The organism is Mycobacterium mantenii (assembly GCF_010731775.1).
Lineage (GTDB): Bacteria > Actinomycetota > Actinomycetes > Mycobacteriales > Mycobacteriaceae > Mycobacterium > Mycobacterium mantenii.
Genome location: NZ_AP022590.1, coordinates 6,071,468 through 6,088,111 on the forward strand (window position 1 = coordinate 6,071,468; position 16,644 = coordinate 6,088,111).

The following is a 16,644-nucleotide window of genomic DNA, read 5'->3' on the forward strand; positions in this document are numbered from 1 at the left end:
ACTTTGTGAGATGTCCCCAGTGTCGAACATCCGCGGCAGCGGCAGCGACTACACCGACTGGAAGCTGCGCTCCACCTCGGAGCGACTGCGAACCTGATCGCTGCCGAGCACGTAGGTCGGCAGGGTGTGCGGGACCGTCGTGCCCCCCTTGACCCGGGCCTGCGCCTGCTGGAACTCGGGGGTCGGTCCCGATGCGGCGTTGATGCCGTTGATGATCGACCACACCGCGGTGCGACGGGCGGTACGTTCGACGATGTTGCAGTCGCGGTGCTGCAGCATCTGTTTCGCCCATTTCGGCATGGTGTCGCGGATGGCCCAGTCGACCGCCGCCTGCGGCATGGAGACGTTGGGGCCGGTGCCCATCGCTTTCCCATGGGTGACAGCCAATTTCGGTAAGTATGACTCCAAGCACTCGAGCGTCTCGGCCTTGGTGGTGGGCAGATCGGTGCCTCCCAGCGCGTGCCCGACCCGGACAAACTCGCCGTAGTAGCGGTCGAGTTTCTTGCCGCGCAACGGCATTGGGTGATATAGCTCGTGCGCGGTGGCCAGGCCCCAGACGACGGTCGCATAGTTCCACCGCAGCCATTCAGGGTCGTCGGCGTCGTAGCGGGCGCCGTCGGGACGAGTGCCCTTGATGGTGTGGTGCATCGCGCGAACGGATTTCGCCAGGCGTTCGGCGGTTTCCGTCGACCCGTATGCCGTGCCGATGAAGAACGCCACCGAGTGGCCGAGGCGGGTCGCGGCGCCTTCGGGATCGATTTGGGGCACTTGCGATATCGGGTTTCCGTTGCTGTCTCGCTTGATCAGCCGGGAGTGGTGCATGCCCATCCAATAGATCGACGGGTCCAGCGTTTCCATGAAGGCGGCGCACTGCAGGCCGAAGATCAGCGCGGGCAAGTGCGAATGCACCCGCCACACGGCGCTGTCGGGGCCGAACCAACCCGGATCGCCGACCGGCGCGGCAAACTCCATGCCGCGGAAGAAATACCGCCGCATGTTGTCGTCCAACCGTTTGTTGATCATCTGCCCGACGATCTGGTGTGGCAGAAACACAGCGCACTCCTCGACATTTCTGGTCACGGCTGTAACCAGAATAAAGTTTTGGTTACGGGTGTGACAAGACCCGGGCCGTGTCGACTTAGGCTGTAGGGATGTCGAGTCCCACCCGGTGGGCCGGTATACCGCTCAAGGACCGCCGCGCCGAGCGCCGTGCGCTGCTGGTCGAGGCCGCCTATCGACTGTTCGGCAGCGGGGGTGAGGCGGCCGTCTCGGTGCGTTCGGTGTGCCGGGAATGCGGACTGAACACGCGGTACTTCTACGAAAGTTTCGGCGACACCGACGATCTGCTCGGCGCGGTGTACGACCGGGTGAGCGAGCAGCTCAGCGAGGTGATCGAGGCCGCCGTCGAGCAGGCGGGGGATTCGCTGCGGGCCCGGACCCGGGCCGGCATCGCGGCGGTGCTCGGCTTTTCCTCGGCCGATCCGCGCCGCGGCCGGGTGTTGTTCACCGATGCCCGCACCAACCCGGTGCTGGCCGCCCGGCGTCGCGCGACGCAGGACCTGCTGCGCGAGGGTGTGCTGACCGAAGGCTGGCGTCTCAATCCCGATTCGGATCCGGTCGCCGCGGAGGTGGCCGCGGCCCTGTACACGGGCGCCATGGCCGAGCTCGCGCAGCAGTGGCTCGCCGGCCATCTGGGCGCCGATCTAGACGTCGTCGTCGACTACGCTCTGAAACTGGTGTTGCGGTAGCGGGGAGTGCGGTCATGGGCGGAATCGAACACGCGATGGACCCGGTTCGGCGCATCCTCGGCCACAAGGTCAGCGTCGGCGGGCTGATCGAACTGGCGGCGTGGCTGGCGATTCCATACCTGTGTATTGGGTTCGCGTGGACCGTGATTCACCCCGACCCGACTCAGCGGATTCAGGCGCGGATAGAAGCCGTGTCGCCCACCGGCGCTGACGCCATGGCCTTCGGGCTGGCCACGGTGCTGTGGCCGGCATCGCTGCAGATCGCTGACGCCTGCCCGGCGCCGTGAGCGACTCACGGTGGGAATGCGTGCACGATCGGACGGTTTGCTCCTAGGCTCTCAGAGCATGTCAATCGACCGGTTCGGCCTTCTTGCGGGCACCATCCGACTTGCCTCTGGCGTTTCCTTTCTCGTCGACCCGCTCCGCGCAAACAAGCTGTGGGGCGACCCGGACGAGCCGACACCGACCGCGCAGTTGTTGCTGCGATCGATGGGCTATCGCGACGCGTTGATCGGTGTCCTGCTCGCGTCGGCGGCACTGCGCGGTAAGAACACCCGCGGCTGGTTCCTGGCCTCAGCCGGTGCCGACGTGGCCGACCTGGTCGGCGGGATGAGCGTGCACAGCAAGTTGAAGCCCTCGCAGCAGATCATCGGCCTGGGCGGCGCCGCCGTCGGTGTCGCCGCCGGGCTCTGGGGCGCGGTACGTCCGACCATCCGGACGGCAACCCGGGCGGCACCCGAAGAACCGGCGCCGTGAGCTGAAGCGAAGCAGTAAGTATTTGCTGTCCTAGACCTTGATGCAATCGGTACGCTCATTGCGTGCCGGAGACGGCGTATGCAAACTGCGGGGATCTCAGCCTCGCGTACCAGGTTTTTGGGGACGGGCCGGTCGACCTCGTCTTCGCTGGCTCGTTCGCCAGCCACGTCGAGCTGTACTGGACCATGCCCGAGTTCAAGGCCTTCATGGAGCGCCTCGCGACGTTTTGCCGCGTCATCCTCTTCGACAAAGCCGGCGTCGGGCTGTCGGACCCCGTTCCAAAGGTCCGCACGCTGGACGACCGGGCGGCCGAGATCGAGGCCGTCATGGACGCCGCCGGCTTCGACAGGGCGGCCCTGCTCGGGGTGAGTGAGGGTGGCCCGGCGGCCATCCTGTTCGCCGCGACGCGACCGGAGAGAACGCGGGCGCTGATCCTCACCGGCACGGCGGCGTATCTCCCCAGCGAAGGTTGGGATGACCTCAATGCCGATCCGGCCGAGCTCCGGGCGCGCTCCATACGCGAGGTCGGCGAGGAGTACACGCCCTCCGAGGACCAGATCATCGGCTTCCAGAAATTCGGGCGGGCTGTCTTGTCAGCGTGGGGAAGCGGTGAGGCACTCAAGTGTCTGCTGCCGTCGGTCCGGTCAGTGCGCCAGCTGGGAATGCTCGAGCGGATGTGCGCGAGCCCCGGAATGGCGCGGGCCACGCTCGAAGCCGCGTTCCACATCGATGTCCGGCCGATCCTGCCAACCCTCACCATGCCCACGCTGATCGTGCACGCCAGGCGAGACCCCGGCGTTCCGGTGCAAGCAGGCAGGTACCTCGCCGACCACATCCCCGGTGCGCGCATGGTCGAGCTCGACGGCACCGATCACGCTCCGTGGTTCACCGATCCCGACAGAATCGCGACCGAGATCGAGGAACTTCTCACCGGCAGCCATGCGACCCCGGCGCCGTTGAGTCGCGCCCTGCGGACCGTGCTGTTCACCGACATCGTCGCGTCGACCGAACGGGTGGCGGCAACCGGCGACGAGCGATGGCGCGCGGTCCTGCAGCGCTTTGGCGACATCACCGCTGAGGCCACCGAACGATACGGCGGGACGGTGGTAAAGAGCACCGGTGACGGCTACCTCGTCACGTTCGACGGCCCGACCCAGGGCATCCGATGCGCCGAGAATTTGCGCGACGACGCCGAGAAGCTGGGCATCGAGATTCGCATCGGCATCCACACCGGCGAGTGCGAACTCCTGGATGCCGACATCGGCGGGATCGCAGTCCACATCGCGGCGCGGATCCTTGGGCAAGCCGATGGCGGGGAGATCCTGGTGTCACGCACGGTTCGTGATTTGGTCGTCGGCTCCGGGATCGGTTTCCAACAGCGCGGTGTCGTCGAGTTGCGTGGTGTCCCCGGCGCCTGGGAACTGGTCGCCGTTGACCGAGCGAGCAGGGAATCTCGCGAAGTGCAGCTGGCCGCCGCGCCCACGCCCGGTCCGCGAACGTCGATGCGTCGATCGGATCGCGCCATGGCGGTGATAGCGAAGCGCACGCCGTGGATCCTGCGCGGAATGGCGCGGTTGGCCCCGGTCACCGAACGCGGCCAAGTGGCCGCAGGAGCAAGTTCGCGCTGACAGGCGAGCGGTGATGCGGTTGACTGAGCATCATGGGTTTCGGTGTGCTGACATTTGTTACCGACGACGGCATTGGCCCGGTGGACTTGGGCAGGGCACTCGAGGAGCGCGGTTTCGAATCGTTGTTCCTCGCTGAACACTCACACATCCCGGTCGATGCCAAGACCCCGTACCCGAGCGGTGGCCCGATTCCGCCGAAGTACTACCGCACGCTGGATCCGTTCGTGGCGCTGACGGCCGCGGCGGCGGTCACCGAGAACCTGCTTCTGGGAACCGGGATCGCGCTGGTCCCGCAGCGCGATCCGATTCACACCGCCAAAGAGGTGGCATCGCTGGATCTCGTGTCGCAGGGGCGATTTCGATTCGGCGTGGGGGTGGGCTGGCTACGGGAGGAAATCGCCAATCACGGTGTCGACCCGTCGGTCAGGGGACGCGTCGTTGACGAGCGACTCGACGCGATGATCGAGATCTGGACGCACGAAAAGGCGGAATCCCACGGCGAATTCGTGAACTTCGACCCCATCTACAGCTGGCCGAAGCCGGTCCAGAAGCCCTATCCGCCGCTGTATCTCGGCGGAGGGCCGGCGGGCTTCAAGCGCATCGCCCGGCTGAACGGGGGCTGGCTGTCGATGACGGCGTCAGCAGAACAATTGGCGCCCCCGCTTGTCCAACTGCGTGACGTGGCCGGCAAGGACGTGCCGGTGATCCACTTCCACGGCGGTGAGCCGACGGCGAAAGAACTCGAGGGTTACCGCGACCTGGGATTGGAGCACCTACTGGTCGACCTGCCCACCGAACCCCGCGACCAGACGCTGCGCCGCCTCGACGAGCTACAGGCCGAGCTCGCGAAGGGGGCGTAAAAGCTAAGTGCCGCAGAAGGTTTGGTACTTGCCGAAGTCCTCGGGGGCGGGAGCGGCGTAGCGTTCGAGGCCTGGCCGTTCCGTGTAGGGCTCCGTGACCGCGGCGAGTAGTTGTTCCAGTGGGCCGAGTTCGCCGGCCGTCGCGGCGGTGAGAGCCTCCTCGACCAGATGGTTACGCGGAATGTAGACCGGGTTGGTTTGGTCCATCGCGTCGGCGTCGGGACCCAGGGCGCGCCAACGCGTCAACCACGCGTCAAAGCCGGCGAGGTCCATGAACAATCCGCGGACGGGTTCGGCATCCGTTCGCGCCGCGTGGCTGAGCCGGCGGAAGAACGAGGTGTAGTCGACGTGGTTCTGCTTGAGCAGCAGAAGCAGTTCCTCGATCAGCACCGTGGCGAATTCGGCGTCGATGCCGGCGGGCAGGCCGAGTTTGGCGCGCATCCCGGAACCCCACACCGCGTCATAGCGGGTATGGAAAACCCCGAATGACTGCTCGGCGATCGCGATCGCCTCCTCGGAGTTCTCCGCGAGCAGCGGAAGAAGCGTTTCGGCGAAGCGGGCGAGGTTCCATCCGGCGATCACCGGTTGGTTGCCATAGGCGTAGCGACCCCAGAAATCGATCGAACTGAAGACCGTGTCGGGGTCGTAGGCCTCCATGAAGGCGCACGGTCCGTAGTCGATCGTTTCGCCCGAGATCGTCGTGTTGTCGGTGTTCATCACGCCATGGACGAATCCGAGCAGCATCCACTGGGCAACCAGCGAGGCCTGAACGGCGACGACCGCCTCGAACAAGGCGAGGTAGGGGTTCGCCGCCTCGGCGGCGGCGGGGTGGTGACGGGCGATCGCATGGTCGGCAAGGCGGCGCAGCAGGTCCGCGTTGCCGGTGGATGCGGCGAATTGGAAGCTGCCGACCCGCAGATGGCTGCCGGCCACCCGGGTGAGCACCGCGCCGGGCAGCGTTTCTTCGCGATGGACCGAACGCCCGGTACCCACCACGGCCAACGATCGTGTCGTCGGCACGCCCAGGGCGTGCATCGCCTCGCTGACGACGTATTCGCGCAGCATCGGCCCCACCGCGGCCAGGCCGTCTCCGCCGCGGGCGAACGGTGTGGCACCGGAACCCTTGAGGTGGACGTCGCGCATCCGCCCGTCGCCGTCGACCAGCTCGCCGAGCAGCAGCGCACGCCCATCGCCCAACCGGGGGACGAAGCCGCCGAACTGATGCCCGGCGTAGGCCTGGGCTACCGGAGTGGCGCCGCCGGGCACCAGGTTGCCGACCAGGAAGCGCAGCCCCTCGGGGCCACGCAGCCAGGCGGCGTCGAGGCCCAACTGCGCGGACAGTGGCTCATTGAGCACCAGCAACCGCAACTCGGGGAAGGTCTCGGCCTGCCAGCGGACCGCCATCTCCGGCAATTCGCGCAAGAACCGGTCGTGGAGGGCAACGGTGGTATCCGGGGCAACACTCATCTCATCGAGCCTACGGAAACCCGAAGCCGCGCCGGGTGCCCTAACCGAGGGCTTTGCCGATGAGGTCGCGGGCGCGGTCGAGCATCGAGGCGAACGGGCCGAGCGCGAAGTTCAGCTTCGCCGATTCCACGCCGGGATGGGGGCGCGTCGGCGCGATGGCCTCGGCGGCGCGTACTGCCGCGCCCATTCGCTTGAGGTCGTCGGTGTCTACCTTGCGTTTCAAGACGGGAAACTCTTGGTCTTCCTCCTGCCGGGCGTGCTCGAGCACGGCTTCGCGCAATTTGGTGAGCTCTTTGATGAACTGGTCCGAGGTGATATCGAGCTTCTCGATCGCCGACAGCAGCTCCTTGGCTTCGTGCTCTTCCTTGAGCCGGGCATCGACGATGGCGTCGCCGTCACCGTCCTCGCGCCGCACACGCGGATGCACGACCATTTCCTCGGCCGTCTCGTGGACGGCCAGCAACTGGCGCAACGTTGCGAACGGCTCCTCACGCGCTTTCGGATCCGACGCGTGCAGCACTTGGTCGAACATGTCCTCGATGAGGTTGTGTTGCGCTTTCAGGAATGCGACAACTTCCTCAGGGGACTCAACAATGAGATCTCCCATCGCCGGTACCTCCAATGACTTGGGAGTGGGACTGCGCACTGTGGGCTGTGTGCGCGGCTTGAGCAGGAAATACCCGGCATACTCGCTGCTAAACGCCACAGCGTGTCGGGGCATCGGTAAAGCCCGTATTGCGCTGTGATGCAACCATTTCGGTGATGCCGCAGGTCGATCGGGCCGCCACCGCGCCGTGGCCGGTCCGAACTGTCTTTTTTTACGCAGGGCATCTGGGACCACCGGTTCGGGATAATCGCTACGGTTAGGGCAACAATCCTGACACCGATGCACAGAGACGACGGATCAGCTGAAATGTACGAGCAGGTCAACAGCACCGCCGAGGCCGAAGACATCGGCTCTCGCATCGACCCGGTACTCGCCCGGAGTTGGCTCCTGGTCAACGGTGCGCATGCCGATCGGTTCCAATCTGCGGTGAATTCGCGCGCTGACATCGTCGTTCTCGACATCGAGGATGCGGTGGCGCCCAAGGACAAGCACGCCGCCCGCGACAACGTGGTGGGTTGGCTGGGTGCCGGCAACGTCGACTGGGTCCGCATCAACGGCTTCGGCACCCCCTGGTGGGCGGACGACTTGGCCGCCCTGGCCACCACCCCGGTCGGCGGGGTGATGCTGGCGATGGTCGAATCGGTCGACCACGTCACCGAGACCGCGAAGCGCCTGCCCGATGTGCCGATTGTGGCCCTGGTCGAAACGGCGCGGGGCCTGGAACGCATCACCGAGATCGCCGCGACCAAGGGCACGTTCCGGCTCGCCTTCGGCATCGGCGACTTCCGCCGCGACACCGGCTTCGGAGACGATCCGGCCACCCTCGCGTACACGCGGTCACGCTTCACCATCGCCTCGAAGGCCGCCGACCTGCCCAGTGCGATCGACGGACCTACCATCGGCTCCAATCCACTGAAACTGATCGAGGCCACCGCGGTGTCCACCCAGTTCGGGATGACCGGCAAGATCTGCCTGACACCCGACCAGTGTGCCGTCGTCAATGAGGGGCTGTCGCCCTCGCAGGACGAAATCTCCTGGGCGAAAGAGTTTTTCGCCGAGTTCGAGCGCGACGGGGGAGAAATCCGCAACGGCTCCGATCTGCCCCGCATCGCCCGGGCCACAAAGATTCTCGAGCTGGCTCGTGCGTATGGCATCGAAGCGCTGGACATCGACAAGGAAGAACGAGATCACTCGCCCGCCCCGTCGGATACGTATCACTACTGAGCGTCCCTACTGAGCGGCAGGACGGAGCCGAGATGAGCGTTGTGGTGGATTTTCATTTCGACCCGATGTGCCCGTTCGCCTACCAGACCTCTTTGTGGATCCGCGACGTTCGCGAGCAACTCGGCATCACCGTCGACTGGCGGTTCTTCAGCCTCGAGGAGATCAACCGGTCAGAGGGCCAGAAGCATCCGTGGGAGCGGGAGTGGTCCTATGGATGGTCGTTGATGCGGATCGGTGCGCTACTGCGCCGGACGAATATGGAGCTGCTGGATCGGTGGTACGCCGCGATCGGGCGTGAACTGCACACTCTCGGCGGCAAACCCCACGACCCCGCGGTTGCCCGACGCTTGCTGAGCGACATCGGTGTCGAGGCGTCGGTGTTGGATGCGGCGCTGGACGACCCGACCACCCACGACGAGATACACCGTGATCATCAGCGGGTCGTCGATGCCGGTGGCTACGGGGTGCCGACGCTTTTCCTGTTGGGACAGTGCTTGTTTGGGCCGGTGCTGGTGGATCCGCCGACCGGCTCCGAGGCCCTGAGGCTGTGGGAGGTGGTCACCGGCATGGCCGAGCTGCCCCACGTGTACGAGCTGCAGCGGCCTAAGTCGGCCGCCGATGTCGAGCTCATCGGCCGAAGCCTGCGTCCCTACCTGGGCGGGCGCGATTGGGTCAGCATCAACCGCGGTGAGGTCATCAATGTCGAGCGCTTCACGGGCCAAGGGACCTAGGTTCATCGCTACGCTGGCAAGGGTGAGCGCCAAGAACCGGATCCGGGTGGCGCGGGTCTACGACGAGGTCGGCCCCGACGAAGGGCAGCGCGTGCTCGTCGATCGCGTCTGGCCGCGGGGCGTGCGCAAAGACGACCCGCGGGTCGGGATCTGGTGCAAGGACATCGCCCCGTCGAAGGACCTCCGGGAGTGGTACCAGCACGATTCGGACCGGTTCGACGAATTCGCGTCACGCTACAAGTCCGAACTGCGCGACAGTAGCGCCCTGGACGAGCTGCGCAAGCTCGCCAAGCGCGGCCCCGTCACGTTGGTCACCGCGACCCGCGAGCTCGACATCAGCCAGGCGGCCGTCCTGGCCCAGCTGCTCAAGGCCCACTGACCCGGCTCCGAACCGGCAGCGTCGTAGGCTCGTGCCGTTGACATGACCAATGCCGGACCCATCCTTCCGCGGGAACTGACCGACCTTCCCGAGGCGGTCCGCGCGGTCCCGCCGCCGCCCATCCCGCAGCTGCCCGCGCCGTACGGTCTGCGCGTTGCCGACCCGGACGCCGACGCCGAGATGGTCTCGGAGTGGATGAGTCGGCCGCATCTGGTTGAGGCCTGGGAGTCCAACTGGCCGGTGGCGCGGTGGCGTCGCTACCTCCAGGCGCAATTGGAAGGCGAGTTTTCGCGCCCGCTCATCGCCACGCTGGACGGCGTGGACCGCGCGTACATCGAAATCTACAGGGCGGCAAAGGATTCCATCGCCCACCGATATGAGCATGATCCCCACGATCTGGGTTTGCACGTCGCGGTCGCCGACTTGGACCACATCGAACGCGGGCACGTCAGTTTCCTGCTGCCGCATCTGGTGGCCAGCGTCCTCACCCTCGATCCGCGGTGTCGCCGCATCATGTTCGATCCCGACCATCGCAACGCATTGGCGCGTAAGTTCTGTGAGCGCAGCGGCTGCGCCTTTCTCGGCGAGCATGACATGGCGAACCGGCGGATGGCGCTGTACGTGCTGCCGCGCACCCCCGGTGATGTCCCGCGTCAGCGCGATACCTGATGGCCGGGCCCGCGGGCGTCAAAGCTGCTCCGCGAGCTGCTGTCCGATGAACGCCGCGGCTTCGCCGAGCGTGACGCTGACGACGATGTTGGCGAGTGCGGCGTACAGTCGGCGCTCCTCGCCGAGTCGCTGCGTTTCCAGCATCCAGGTGGAGAACGTGGTGTAGGCGCCGACGAAGGCGGTGCCCGCCAGCATCGCAGCGTCCTTGTTCAGGGCCAGGCCGCCGAGGAAGCCCAAAAGCGATGCGCCGCTGAGGTTCACGGCAAGGGTCCCGAACGGAAACGGCCGGGACGCCCGGCGTGCCACCGTGCGGTCGACGACGAAACGCAGCACCGACCCGATGCCGCCGATGACCACGACGGCGACCCAGACCAGAGCCGTCGTCACCGCGGCCGCGCTCACCGGCGCACCCGTACTCGGCGCACCAACTTGGTGGCCAGGTGCACCGCCAGCAGTCCCAGCACGATGCTGGTGAGGCTGTAGCCCACGCCCAGCCCCCAATGGCCGTGTTCGACCATCTTCAGCGTCTCGACCTGCATCGTCGAGAAAGTGGTTAAACCGCCGCACAATCCGGTGCCGAGCAGCGGCCGCCGATAGCTCGACGTCGGCAACCGCTCCAGCAGCCGGGTGGTGAAGTAACCCACCAGAAATGCCCCGACGATGTTGACCGCGAACGTGGGCCAGGGCCAGCTCGCCGGGTCACCGCCGGCGAGCGTGCTCAGCGCGGCACGGGCCAGGGAGCCGAGCGCCCCGCCGGCAAACACCGCGGCCAATTCGCGATAGTCCAGTTGCGCCACTGGTGTTGATCCCCTTCGTTCGCCGGTGCGCTACGCAGCGTATGGCCGAAGTCCAGACCGGCGCAGCCCGGGGGCACGCGGAGACGGGCAGAATTGAGACCATGGTGGCCAACCCTCGCGCCGGTCAACCGGCCCAGCCCGAAGACCTTGTCGATCTGCCCCACCTGGTGACGGCGTATTACTCGGTTCAACCCGATCCCGACGACGTCGCTCAACAGGTGGCTTTCGGCACGTCGGGTCACCGGGGGTCGGCCCTGGCCGGGGCGTTCAACGAGGCACACATCCTGGCGATCACCCAGGCCATCGTCGAGTACCGCACCGCGCACGGCACGACGGGCCCGTTGTTCATCGGCCGGGACACGCACGGGCTCTCCGAGCCGGCCTGGGTGTCGGCACTCGAGGTGCTGGCCGCCAACGACGTCGTCGCGATGATCGACTCTCGCGACCGCTACACGCCGACGCCCGCAATCAGCCACGCCATCCTCACCTACAACCGCGGGCGCACCGAGGCGCTGGCCGACGGAATCGTCGTGACACCGTCGCACAACCCGCCCGCCGACGGCGGCTTCAAGTACAACCCGCCCAACGGCGGCCCGGCCGACACCGACGCGACCAACGCAATTGCGAAGCGCGCCAACGAGATCCTGCGCGACGGGGCGGGGGTCAAGCGCGTTCCGCTGGCCCGCGCGCTGCAGACCGTGCAGCGCCACGATTACCTGGGCAACTACGTCGACGACCTACCCAACGTGGTCGACATCGACGCCATCCGCGCGGCCGGCGTCCGAATCGGCGCCGATCCGCTGGGCGGGGCCAGCGTGGACTACTGGGGTGAGATCGCGCAGCGGCACCGCCTGGATCTGACCGTGGTCAATCCGCTGGTCGATGCGACCTGGCGGTTCATGACGCTCGACCACGACGGCAAGATCCGGATGGACTGCAGCTCGCCGGACGCGATGGCCGGGCTCATCGCCAACCGGGACCGCTATCAGATCGCCACCGGCAACGACGCCGACTCCGACCGGCACGGCATCGTCACGCCCGACGGTGGGCTGCTCAACCCCAACCACTACCTGGCGGTGGCCATCGAATACCTCTACACCCAGCGGCCATCGTGGCCGGGCGGCATCGCCGTCGGCAAGACCGCGGTCAGCTCGTCCATGATCGACCGGGTCGTCGCCGGCATCGGCCGCAAGCTGATCGAGGTGCCGGTCGGATTCAAGTGGTTCGTCGACGGCCTGATAGGCGGCACCATCGGTTTCGGCGGCGAGGAGTCGGCCGGCGCGTCGTTCCTGCGGCGGGACGGCTCGGTGTGGACCACCGACAAGGACGGCATCATCCTGGCGCTGCTGGCATCGGAGATCCTCGCGGTCACCGGATCGAGTCCGTCCCAGCGCTATCAACGGCTGACCGCCGAGTACGGCACGCCGTTCTACGCGCGGGTCGACGCGCCCGCCGATCGGGACCAGAAGGCCCGCCTGTCGAAGCTCTCCGCAGACCAGGTGACCGCGACGGAATTGGCGGGGGAGCCGATCACCGGGAAGCTGACGGCAGCGCCCGGTAACGGCGCGCCACTGGGTGGATTGAAGGTGACGACGGCCAATGCGTGGTTTGCCGCGCGACCGTCGGGAACCGAGGACGTCTACAAGATCTATGCGGAATCTTTCCACGGGCCCGAGCATTTAGCGGAGGTGCAAGAAAGCGCGCGCGAGGTGGTTAATAAAGTCATCGGGTGACCCTTTCCCCTCGCCTTACCCGCACCGGGGGGCGCGGGCTGCGTTCTACCCGTCTGCCGCGCGAAGTCTGGATCCTCAGCTGGGCGAATATCATGGTCGCGCTGGGCTACGGGGTGATTTCGCCGGCGCTGCCGTCTTTCGCCCGCAGTTTCGGGGTCAGCATCAAGGCGGTGACATTTTTGGTCACCGTCTTTTCGTTGAGCCGACTGTGTTTCGCGCCGATAAGCGGCCAGCTGGTGCAGCGGCTGGGGGAGCGCCGGATTTACATCGGCGGCATGCTGATCGTCGCGGTCGCCACCGCCGCGTGCGCGTTTTCCCAGGCTTACTGGCAATTACTGGTGTACCGCGTCATCAGCGGCGTCGGGTCGACGATGTTCTACGTCTCGGCGCTGGGACTGATGATCCATATCAGCCCGCCCGACGCGCGCGGACGGGTGGCGGGTCTGTTCACCACGTCGTTCATGGTGGGCGCGGTGGGTGGGCCGGCGGTCGGCGCACTGGCCGCCGGCTGGGGGCTGACCGCTCCGTTCATCGTGTACGGCGTCGCCCTGCTGGGCGTGGCGGTGGTGCTGTTTTTCAGCCTGCGGAATTCGGCCCTGGCCGCCCCGGGACCGCCGACGCGATCGACGGTGACCATGCGAGAGGCGCTGCGGTTCCGCGCCTATTGGTCGTCGCTGGGGGCCAACTTTGCGACCGGCTGGTCGGCCTTCGGGCTTCGCGTCGCGCTGATCCCGCTGTTCATCACCGACGTCATGGGGCGCGGCGTCGGAATCATCGGCATTGCGCTTGCGGCGTTCGCCGGAGGCAATGCGATGGCCATGATCCCAAGTGGCTACCTGTCCGATCGGATGGGACGGCGCACGTTGATGATCGTGGGTCTGGCGTTGTCCGGTGTGGCGACCGTCTTCCTGGGCGCCGTGTCGTCGTTGTCGGTGTTTCTGGTCGTCGCGGTGGTGGTCGGTGCGGTGACGGGCATCTACATGTCGCCGATGCAGGCCGCGGTCGCCGACATCTTGGGCAGCGAGGCACGTGCGGGCAGCCCGGTGGCCGCGGTGCAGATGATGTCCGATCTGGGCGCCATCGTCGGCTCGATGACGCTCGGCTGGGTGGCCGAGCGGGTGAGCTACGGCTGGGGCTTCACCATCAGCGGGGTCGTTCTGCTGATCGCCGCCGTCGGCTGGGTGGCGGCGCCGGAAACGCGGACGGTGCCCGTCCCGGAGCCCGGCCCGTTGCCGTCTCCGCACACGTTGAACCTGCCTGAGCAGCAACTTTGAACGGCGGTTGCCGGTGGTGTAACTTCGATGGGCACGACTTCTCGGGGCTATGGCGCAGCTGGTAGCGCACCACACTGGCAGTGTGGGGGTCAGGGGTTCGAGTCCCCTTAGCTCCACCGAGTACCGCGGGCCGCATCCCGCGTCATCGTTTCCATCGGTGCAGCGTGACGCCGCGAATGGCGTCGATCCGGATCCCGCAGCGCAATAAGCAGGGCAACTCTCAGCATCCTGGTACCGCCGGTATGCATAACCGGCCACTCGGGCGGGTACGCGGCCGAGTGAACGGTTGTTCGCAGCGAATCCGCGCTTGCAGTCCGATTCGGCCGCGGGTCGACCTTCCTGGGACGAGAAGGGATCGACCGACACTGCAACGGTCGGTCGGCGGGAGGAGTTTTTAATGCCCGAGGTCCAACTTCACCACGACGGACACCCGCGCTACCGCCGGATGGTCCGATTCGACTGGTCCGAGACGCCACTGCACTGGGTGCCCGACGACCCGTTCTCAACGCACATGATGAACGTCCTGCATCTGCTGCTACCCGAAGGGGAGCGGCACTTCATCAAGGCCGTTCTCGAGGCGTCGTCGCTGGTCGATGACCCAGAGTTGGAGGCGGCGATCAAACCCTTTATCCAACAGGAGTCCTGGCACGCGTGGGCGCATCAGGTGGTGCTCGACCACCTGGCCGAACAGGGCATCGACACCAAGCCGTACACCTCGCGGCTCCGGAAAATGCTGTCGGCGTCGCTGGGTGATCCGCCGAAATTCTTCCCACCGGCGTTGAAGCGCTGGTGGTTGTATCGGCGTCTGGCCGACGTGGCAGCGCTGGAACATTACACCGCGATGTTGGGCCAATGGGTGCTGCAGAACCGCGGCCTGGATTACGCCGGAACTGACCCGATGATGCTGGATCTGCTGCGCTGGCACGGCGCCGAGGAGGTCGAACACCGCTCACTGGTGTTCGACGTCTACCAGCACGTCTGCGGCAACTATTTCATCAGAGCCTTCTCGATGTTGATGACCACCCCGCTGTTTTACGGCTGGTGGATTGCCGGAGCGAAATACCTGATGGCCCACGACCCGACCATCGATCAGAAGTGGCGCTGGCGAGATTGGCTGCGCGCGGCCCGGGAGTACAAGTTGCCCGGTCCCTGGCAGCTGATGGTGACGCAACCCGCTAGGTACATGCGACCCCGGCATCATCCGGGCCCCGAAGCGGTCACTGAGATGGCGGTCGAGTACATCAAGAATTCGCCGGCGGCGAAGGCCGCCCGCGAACGGGCACAAATAGAAGGAAAGGCCGCAGTGCGATGAAGGTTTCGGTGGACCTTGACACCTGCGATGGCAACGGCGTTTGTATGAGCCTGTGCCACGAGGTTTTCGACGTACGCGAGGACGGGCTGCACCTGCTCCAAGAGCAGCCACGGCGGGAGCTACGCGGACCGCTGAAAGCCGCCGAAGTGTCCTGCCCCACACGGGCGATCGTGGTGGAGGACTGACGCGATGCCCACGAATCGTCGGCTACGGCAGGTCGTCGTCGTGGGCGCTGGGGTGGCCGGAATGCGGGCGGCGGAGACGCTGCGACGGGACGGCTACGACGGCGCTCTCACCATCGTCGGTGCCGAACGACAGGCGCCCTACCATCGGCCGCCGTTGTCGAAGAAGCTGCTCAGCGGCCAGGTGCACCGAGCGGGCATCGACATGGCGCCGCAGTTCGACATGGATGCGCGGGTGCTCAGAGGCGCAACCGCGGTCGGCGTCGACATGTCCGCAGGTACCGTCCAGGTCCGCGACGATGGCCAGAACCTGTCCCTGGATTTCGACGGAGTTGTCATCGCCAGTGGCGCCGAGCCGCGCGAATGGCCGGGCGGCCAGGCTCCCGAAGGGGTGCTTCTGCTGCGGACGGTCGAGGATTGTCTAGCCATCCGGGAACGACTCGGTTCGCGTCCTCGGGTTGTGGTGGTCGGGGGCGGATTCATCGGTAGCGAGGTCGCCGCGACCTGCCGATTGCTGGGGCTCGATGTGGTGCTCGTAGAGAAGGCCTCCGGTCCGCTGGTTCAAGCGTTAGGCGCTGAGCTGGCGCCGCACTGGGCGAAGTTGCATCGCGAGCATGGCGTGGACCTGCGCGTCGGCGTGGGCGTCGACGGATTCGTCGGCAACGGGCGGGTAGAAGCAGTTCGACTCACCGACGGTTCGCACGTCCCGGCCGACGTCGTCATCCTCGGGCTGGGCGTGACGCCCGCCACGGGCTGGCTGGACGGGTCGGGTCTGCATTTGGACGACGGGGTGGTCTGCGATGCCACCGGCGCCGCCGAGGGCACCACCGGCGACGGCACTGTGGTCGCCGCCGGGGACGTGGCGCGCTGGTGGCATCCGCTCTACGAGCGGCATCTGCGTACCGAACACTGGGACGACGCGGCACGTCAGGGCGAGGCCGCGGCGCGCACACTGCTGGCCGGGCCCGAGCATGCCGAAGCCTTCGACGCGGTGCCGTATTTCTGGTCCGATCAATACGATGTCAAGCTGCAGATGCTGGGCGTGCCAACTGATTACGACGCTGTAGAGGTCATCGAAGGGAATCCGGACGGCTGGGAATTCGTCGGCGCTTACGGGCGGAGCGGTCGCACCATCGCCGTGCTCGGGACGATCCCGGGCCGGGTACATGCCTACCGGGAGGCCATCGAGAAGCGCGCCGAATTCCCGCCGAGCCGACCGGATTAGCCAAGTGGACGTCCGTTACTCCCCATGAACCTGAAGTGACTCGAGGCACGCT

General features: G+C 66.5%; 19 protein-coding genes and 1 tRNA gene. 15 read left to right on the plus strand and 5 right to left on the minus strand.

From position 1 onward, the window contains the following. Positions 1–48: 48 nt before the first annotated feature. Positions 49–1,053 (minus strand): oxygenase MpaB family protein, encoded by a 1,005-nt coding sequence (locus tag G6N50_RS28150; protein WP_083092895.1) that lies wholly within the window; start codon positions 1,051–1,053, stop codon positions 49–51. A 98-nt stretch (positions 1,054–1,151) separates the two neighbouring features. Between G6N50_RS28150 and G6N50_RS28155 the strand changes: the two genes are divergently transcribed. The 5 genes from G6N50_RS28155 to G6N50_RS28175 all read left to right on the plus strand — a co-directional run bounded on the left by G6N50_RS28155 (position 1,152) and on the right by G6N50_RS28175 (position 4,992). Beyond that, complete coding sequence (locus tag G6N50_RS28155) at positions 1,152–1,748, plus strand: TetR/AcrR family transcriptional regulator (protein WP_083092894.1); 597 nt, start codon at positions 1,152–1,154, stop codon at positions 1,746–1,748. Between the two features lie 14 nt (positions 1,749–1,762). Then, positions 1,763–2,035 carry a hypothetical protein gene (locus G6N50_RS28160; RefSeq protein ID WP_083092893.1) on the plus strand — a complete coding sequence of 91 codons (273 nt, stop codon included), beginning with the start codon at positions 1,763–1,765 and terminating at the stop codon, positions 2,033–2,035. A gap of 58 nt (positions 2,036–2,093) precedes the next feature. After that, on the plus strand, positions 2,094–2,504 hold the full coding sequence (locus tag G6N50_RS28165; RefSeq protein WP_083092892.1) for a DUF4267 domain-containing protein: 411 nt from the start codon (positions 2,094–2,096) through the stop codon (positions 2,502–2,504). Between the two features lie 62 nt (positions 2,505–2,566). After that, positions 2,567–4,132, plus strand: a complete 1,566-nt coding sequence (locus G6N50_RS28170; RefSeq protein ID WP_083092891.1) for an adenylate/guanylate cyclase domain-containing protein — start codon at positions 2,567–2,569, stop codon at positions 4,130–4,132. A gap of 32 nt (positions 4,133–4,164) precedes the next feature. Further along, complete coding sequence (locus G6N50_RS28175; protein ID WP_083092890.1) at positions 4,165–4,992, plus strand: LLM class F420-dependent oxidoreductase; 828 nt, start codon at positions 4,165–4,167, stop codon at positions 4,990–4,992. 3 nt (positions 4,993–4,995) lie between these two features. Here G6N50_RS28175 and G6N50_RS28180 read toward each other — a convergent pair whose 3' ends face one another. Then, positions 4,996–6,459, minus strand: coding sequence for a protein adenylyltransferase SelO (locus G6N50_RS28180; protein ID WP_083092888.1), 1,464 nt, complete (start codon positions 6,457–6,459; stop codon positions 4,996–4,998). A gap of 40 nt (positions 6,460–6,499) precedes the next feature. Continuing rightward, positions 6,500–7,066, minus strand: a complete 567-nt coding sequence (locus G6N50_RS28185; RefSeq protein ID WP_083092887.1) for a hemerythrin domain-containing protein — start codon at positions 7,064–7,066, stop codon at positions 6,500–6,502. Between the two features lie 306 nt (positions 7,067–7,372). Between G6N50_RS28185 and G6N50_RS28190 the strand changes: the two genes are divergently transcribed. Genes G6N50_RS28190 through G6N50_RS28205 form a run of 4 tightly spaced genes read left to right on the plus strand, consistent with a single transcriptional unit; the run spans position 7,373 to position 10,069 of the window. After that, the gene (locus tag G6N50_RS28190) at positions 7,373–8,290 is read left to right on the plus strand and encodes an HpcH/HpaI aldolase/citrate lyase family protein (protein WP_083092885.1); all 918 of its coding nucleotides are present in this window, start codon (positions 7,373–7,375) and stop codon (positions 8,288–8,290) included. A gap of 32 nt (positions 8,291–8,322) precedes the next feature. After that, the gene (locus tag G6N50_RS28195; RefSeq protein ID WP_083092883.1) at positions 8,323–9,021 is read left to right on the plus strand and encodes a mycothiol-dependent nitroreductase Rv2466c family protein; all 699 of its coding nucleotides are present in this window, start codon (positions 8,323–8,325) and stop codon (positions 9,019–9,021) included. 22 nt (positions 9,022–9,043) lie between these two features. After that, positions 9,044–9,400 carry a DUF488 domain-containing protein gene (locus G6N50_RS28200; protein ID WP_083092882.1) on the plus strand — a complete coding sequence of 119 codons (357 nt, stop codon included), beginning with the start codon at positions 9,044–9,046 and terminating at the stop codon, positions 9,398–9,400. A 42-nt stretch (positions 9,401–9,442) separates the two neighbouring features. Next, positions 9,443–10,069 (plus strand): GNAT family N-acetyltransferase, encoded by a 627-nt coding sequence (locus G6N50_RS28205; RefSeq protein WP_083092880.1) that lies wholly within the window; start codon positions 9,443–9,445, stop codon positions 10,067–10,069. A gap of 18 nt (positions 10,070–10,087) precedes the next feature. On the opposite strand, the gene crcB (G6N50_RS28210) is transcribed toward G6N50_RS28205, so the two are convergent. Both crcB (G6N50_RS28210) and crcB (G6N50_RS28215) read right to left on the minus strand, forming a co-directional pair. Beyond that, positions 10,088–10,456 (minus strand): fluoride efflux transporter CrcB, encoded by a 369-nt coding sequence (gene crcB, locus G6N50_RS28210; RefSeq protein ID WP_083093121.1) that lies wholly within the window; start codon positions 10,454–10,456, stop codon positions 10,088–10,090. Positions 10,457–10,467: 11 nt separating this feature from the next. Continuing rightward, entirely contained in the window at positions 10,468–10,866 is a 399-nt protein-coding gene (gene crcB, locus G6N50_RS28215) for a fluoride efflux transporter CrcB (protein ID WP_083092878.1), read from the minus strand. Between the two features lie 101 nt (positions 10,867–10,967). Between crcB (G6N50_RS28215) and pgm the strand changes: the two genes are divergently transcribed. From pgm to G6N50_RS28245, 6 genes are all read left to right on the plus strand, one after another. Then, positions 10,968–12,599 (plus strand): phosphoglucomutase (alpha-D-glucose-1,6-bisphosphate-dependent), encoded by a 1,632-nt coding sequence (gene pgm, locus G6N50_RS28220; protein WP_083093119.1) that lies wholly within the window; start codon positions 10,968–10,970, stop codon positions 12,597–12,599. Positions 12,600–12,652: 53 nt separating this feature from the next. Further along, the gene (locus G6N50_RS28225; protein WP_264028717.1) at positions 12,653–13,873 is read left to right on the plus strand and encodes an MFS transporter; all 1,221 of its coding nucleotides are present in this window, start codon (positions 12,653–12,655) and stop codon (positions 13,871–13,873) included. A 43-nt stretch (positions 13,874–13,916) separates the two neighbouring features. Continuing rightward, positions 13,917–13,989, plus strand: a tRNA-Ala gene (locus G6N50_RS28230). Between the two features lie 281 nt (positions 13,990–14,270). Next, entirely contained in the window at positions 14,271–15,185 is a 915-nt protein-coding gene (locus G6N50_RS28235; protein ID WP_083092875.1) for a metal-dependent hydrolase, read from the plus strand. Between the two features lie 44 nt (positions 15,186–15,229). After that, entirely contained in the window at positions 15,230–15,370 is a 141-nt protein-coding gene (locus G6N50_RS28240; protein ID WP_232068851.1) for a ferredoxin, read from the plus strand. A 4-nt stretch (positions 15,371–15,374) separates the two neighbouring features. Next, on the plus strand, positions 15,375–16,592 hold the full coding sequence (locus G6N50_RS28245) for an NAD(P)/FAD-dependent oxidoreductase (RefSeq protein ID WP_083092874.1): 1,218 nt from the start codon (positions 15,375–15,377) through the stop codon (positions 16,590–16,592). The last annotated feature ends 52 nt before the right edge of the window (positions 16,593–16,644 follow it).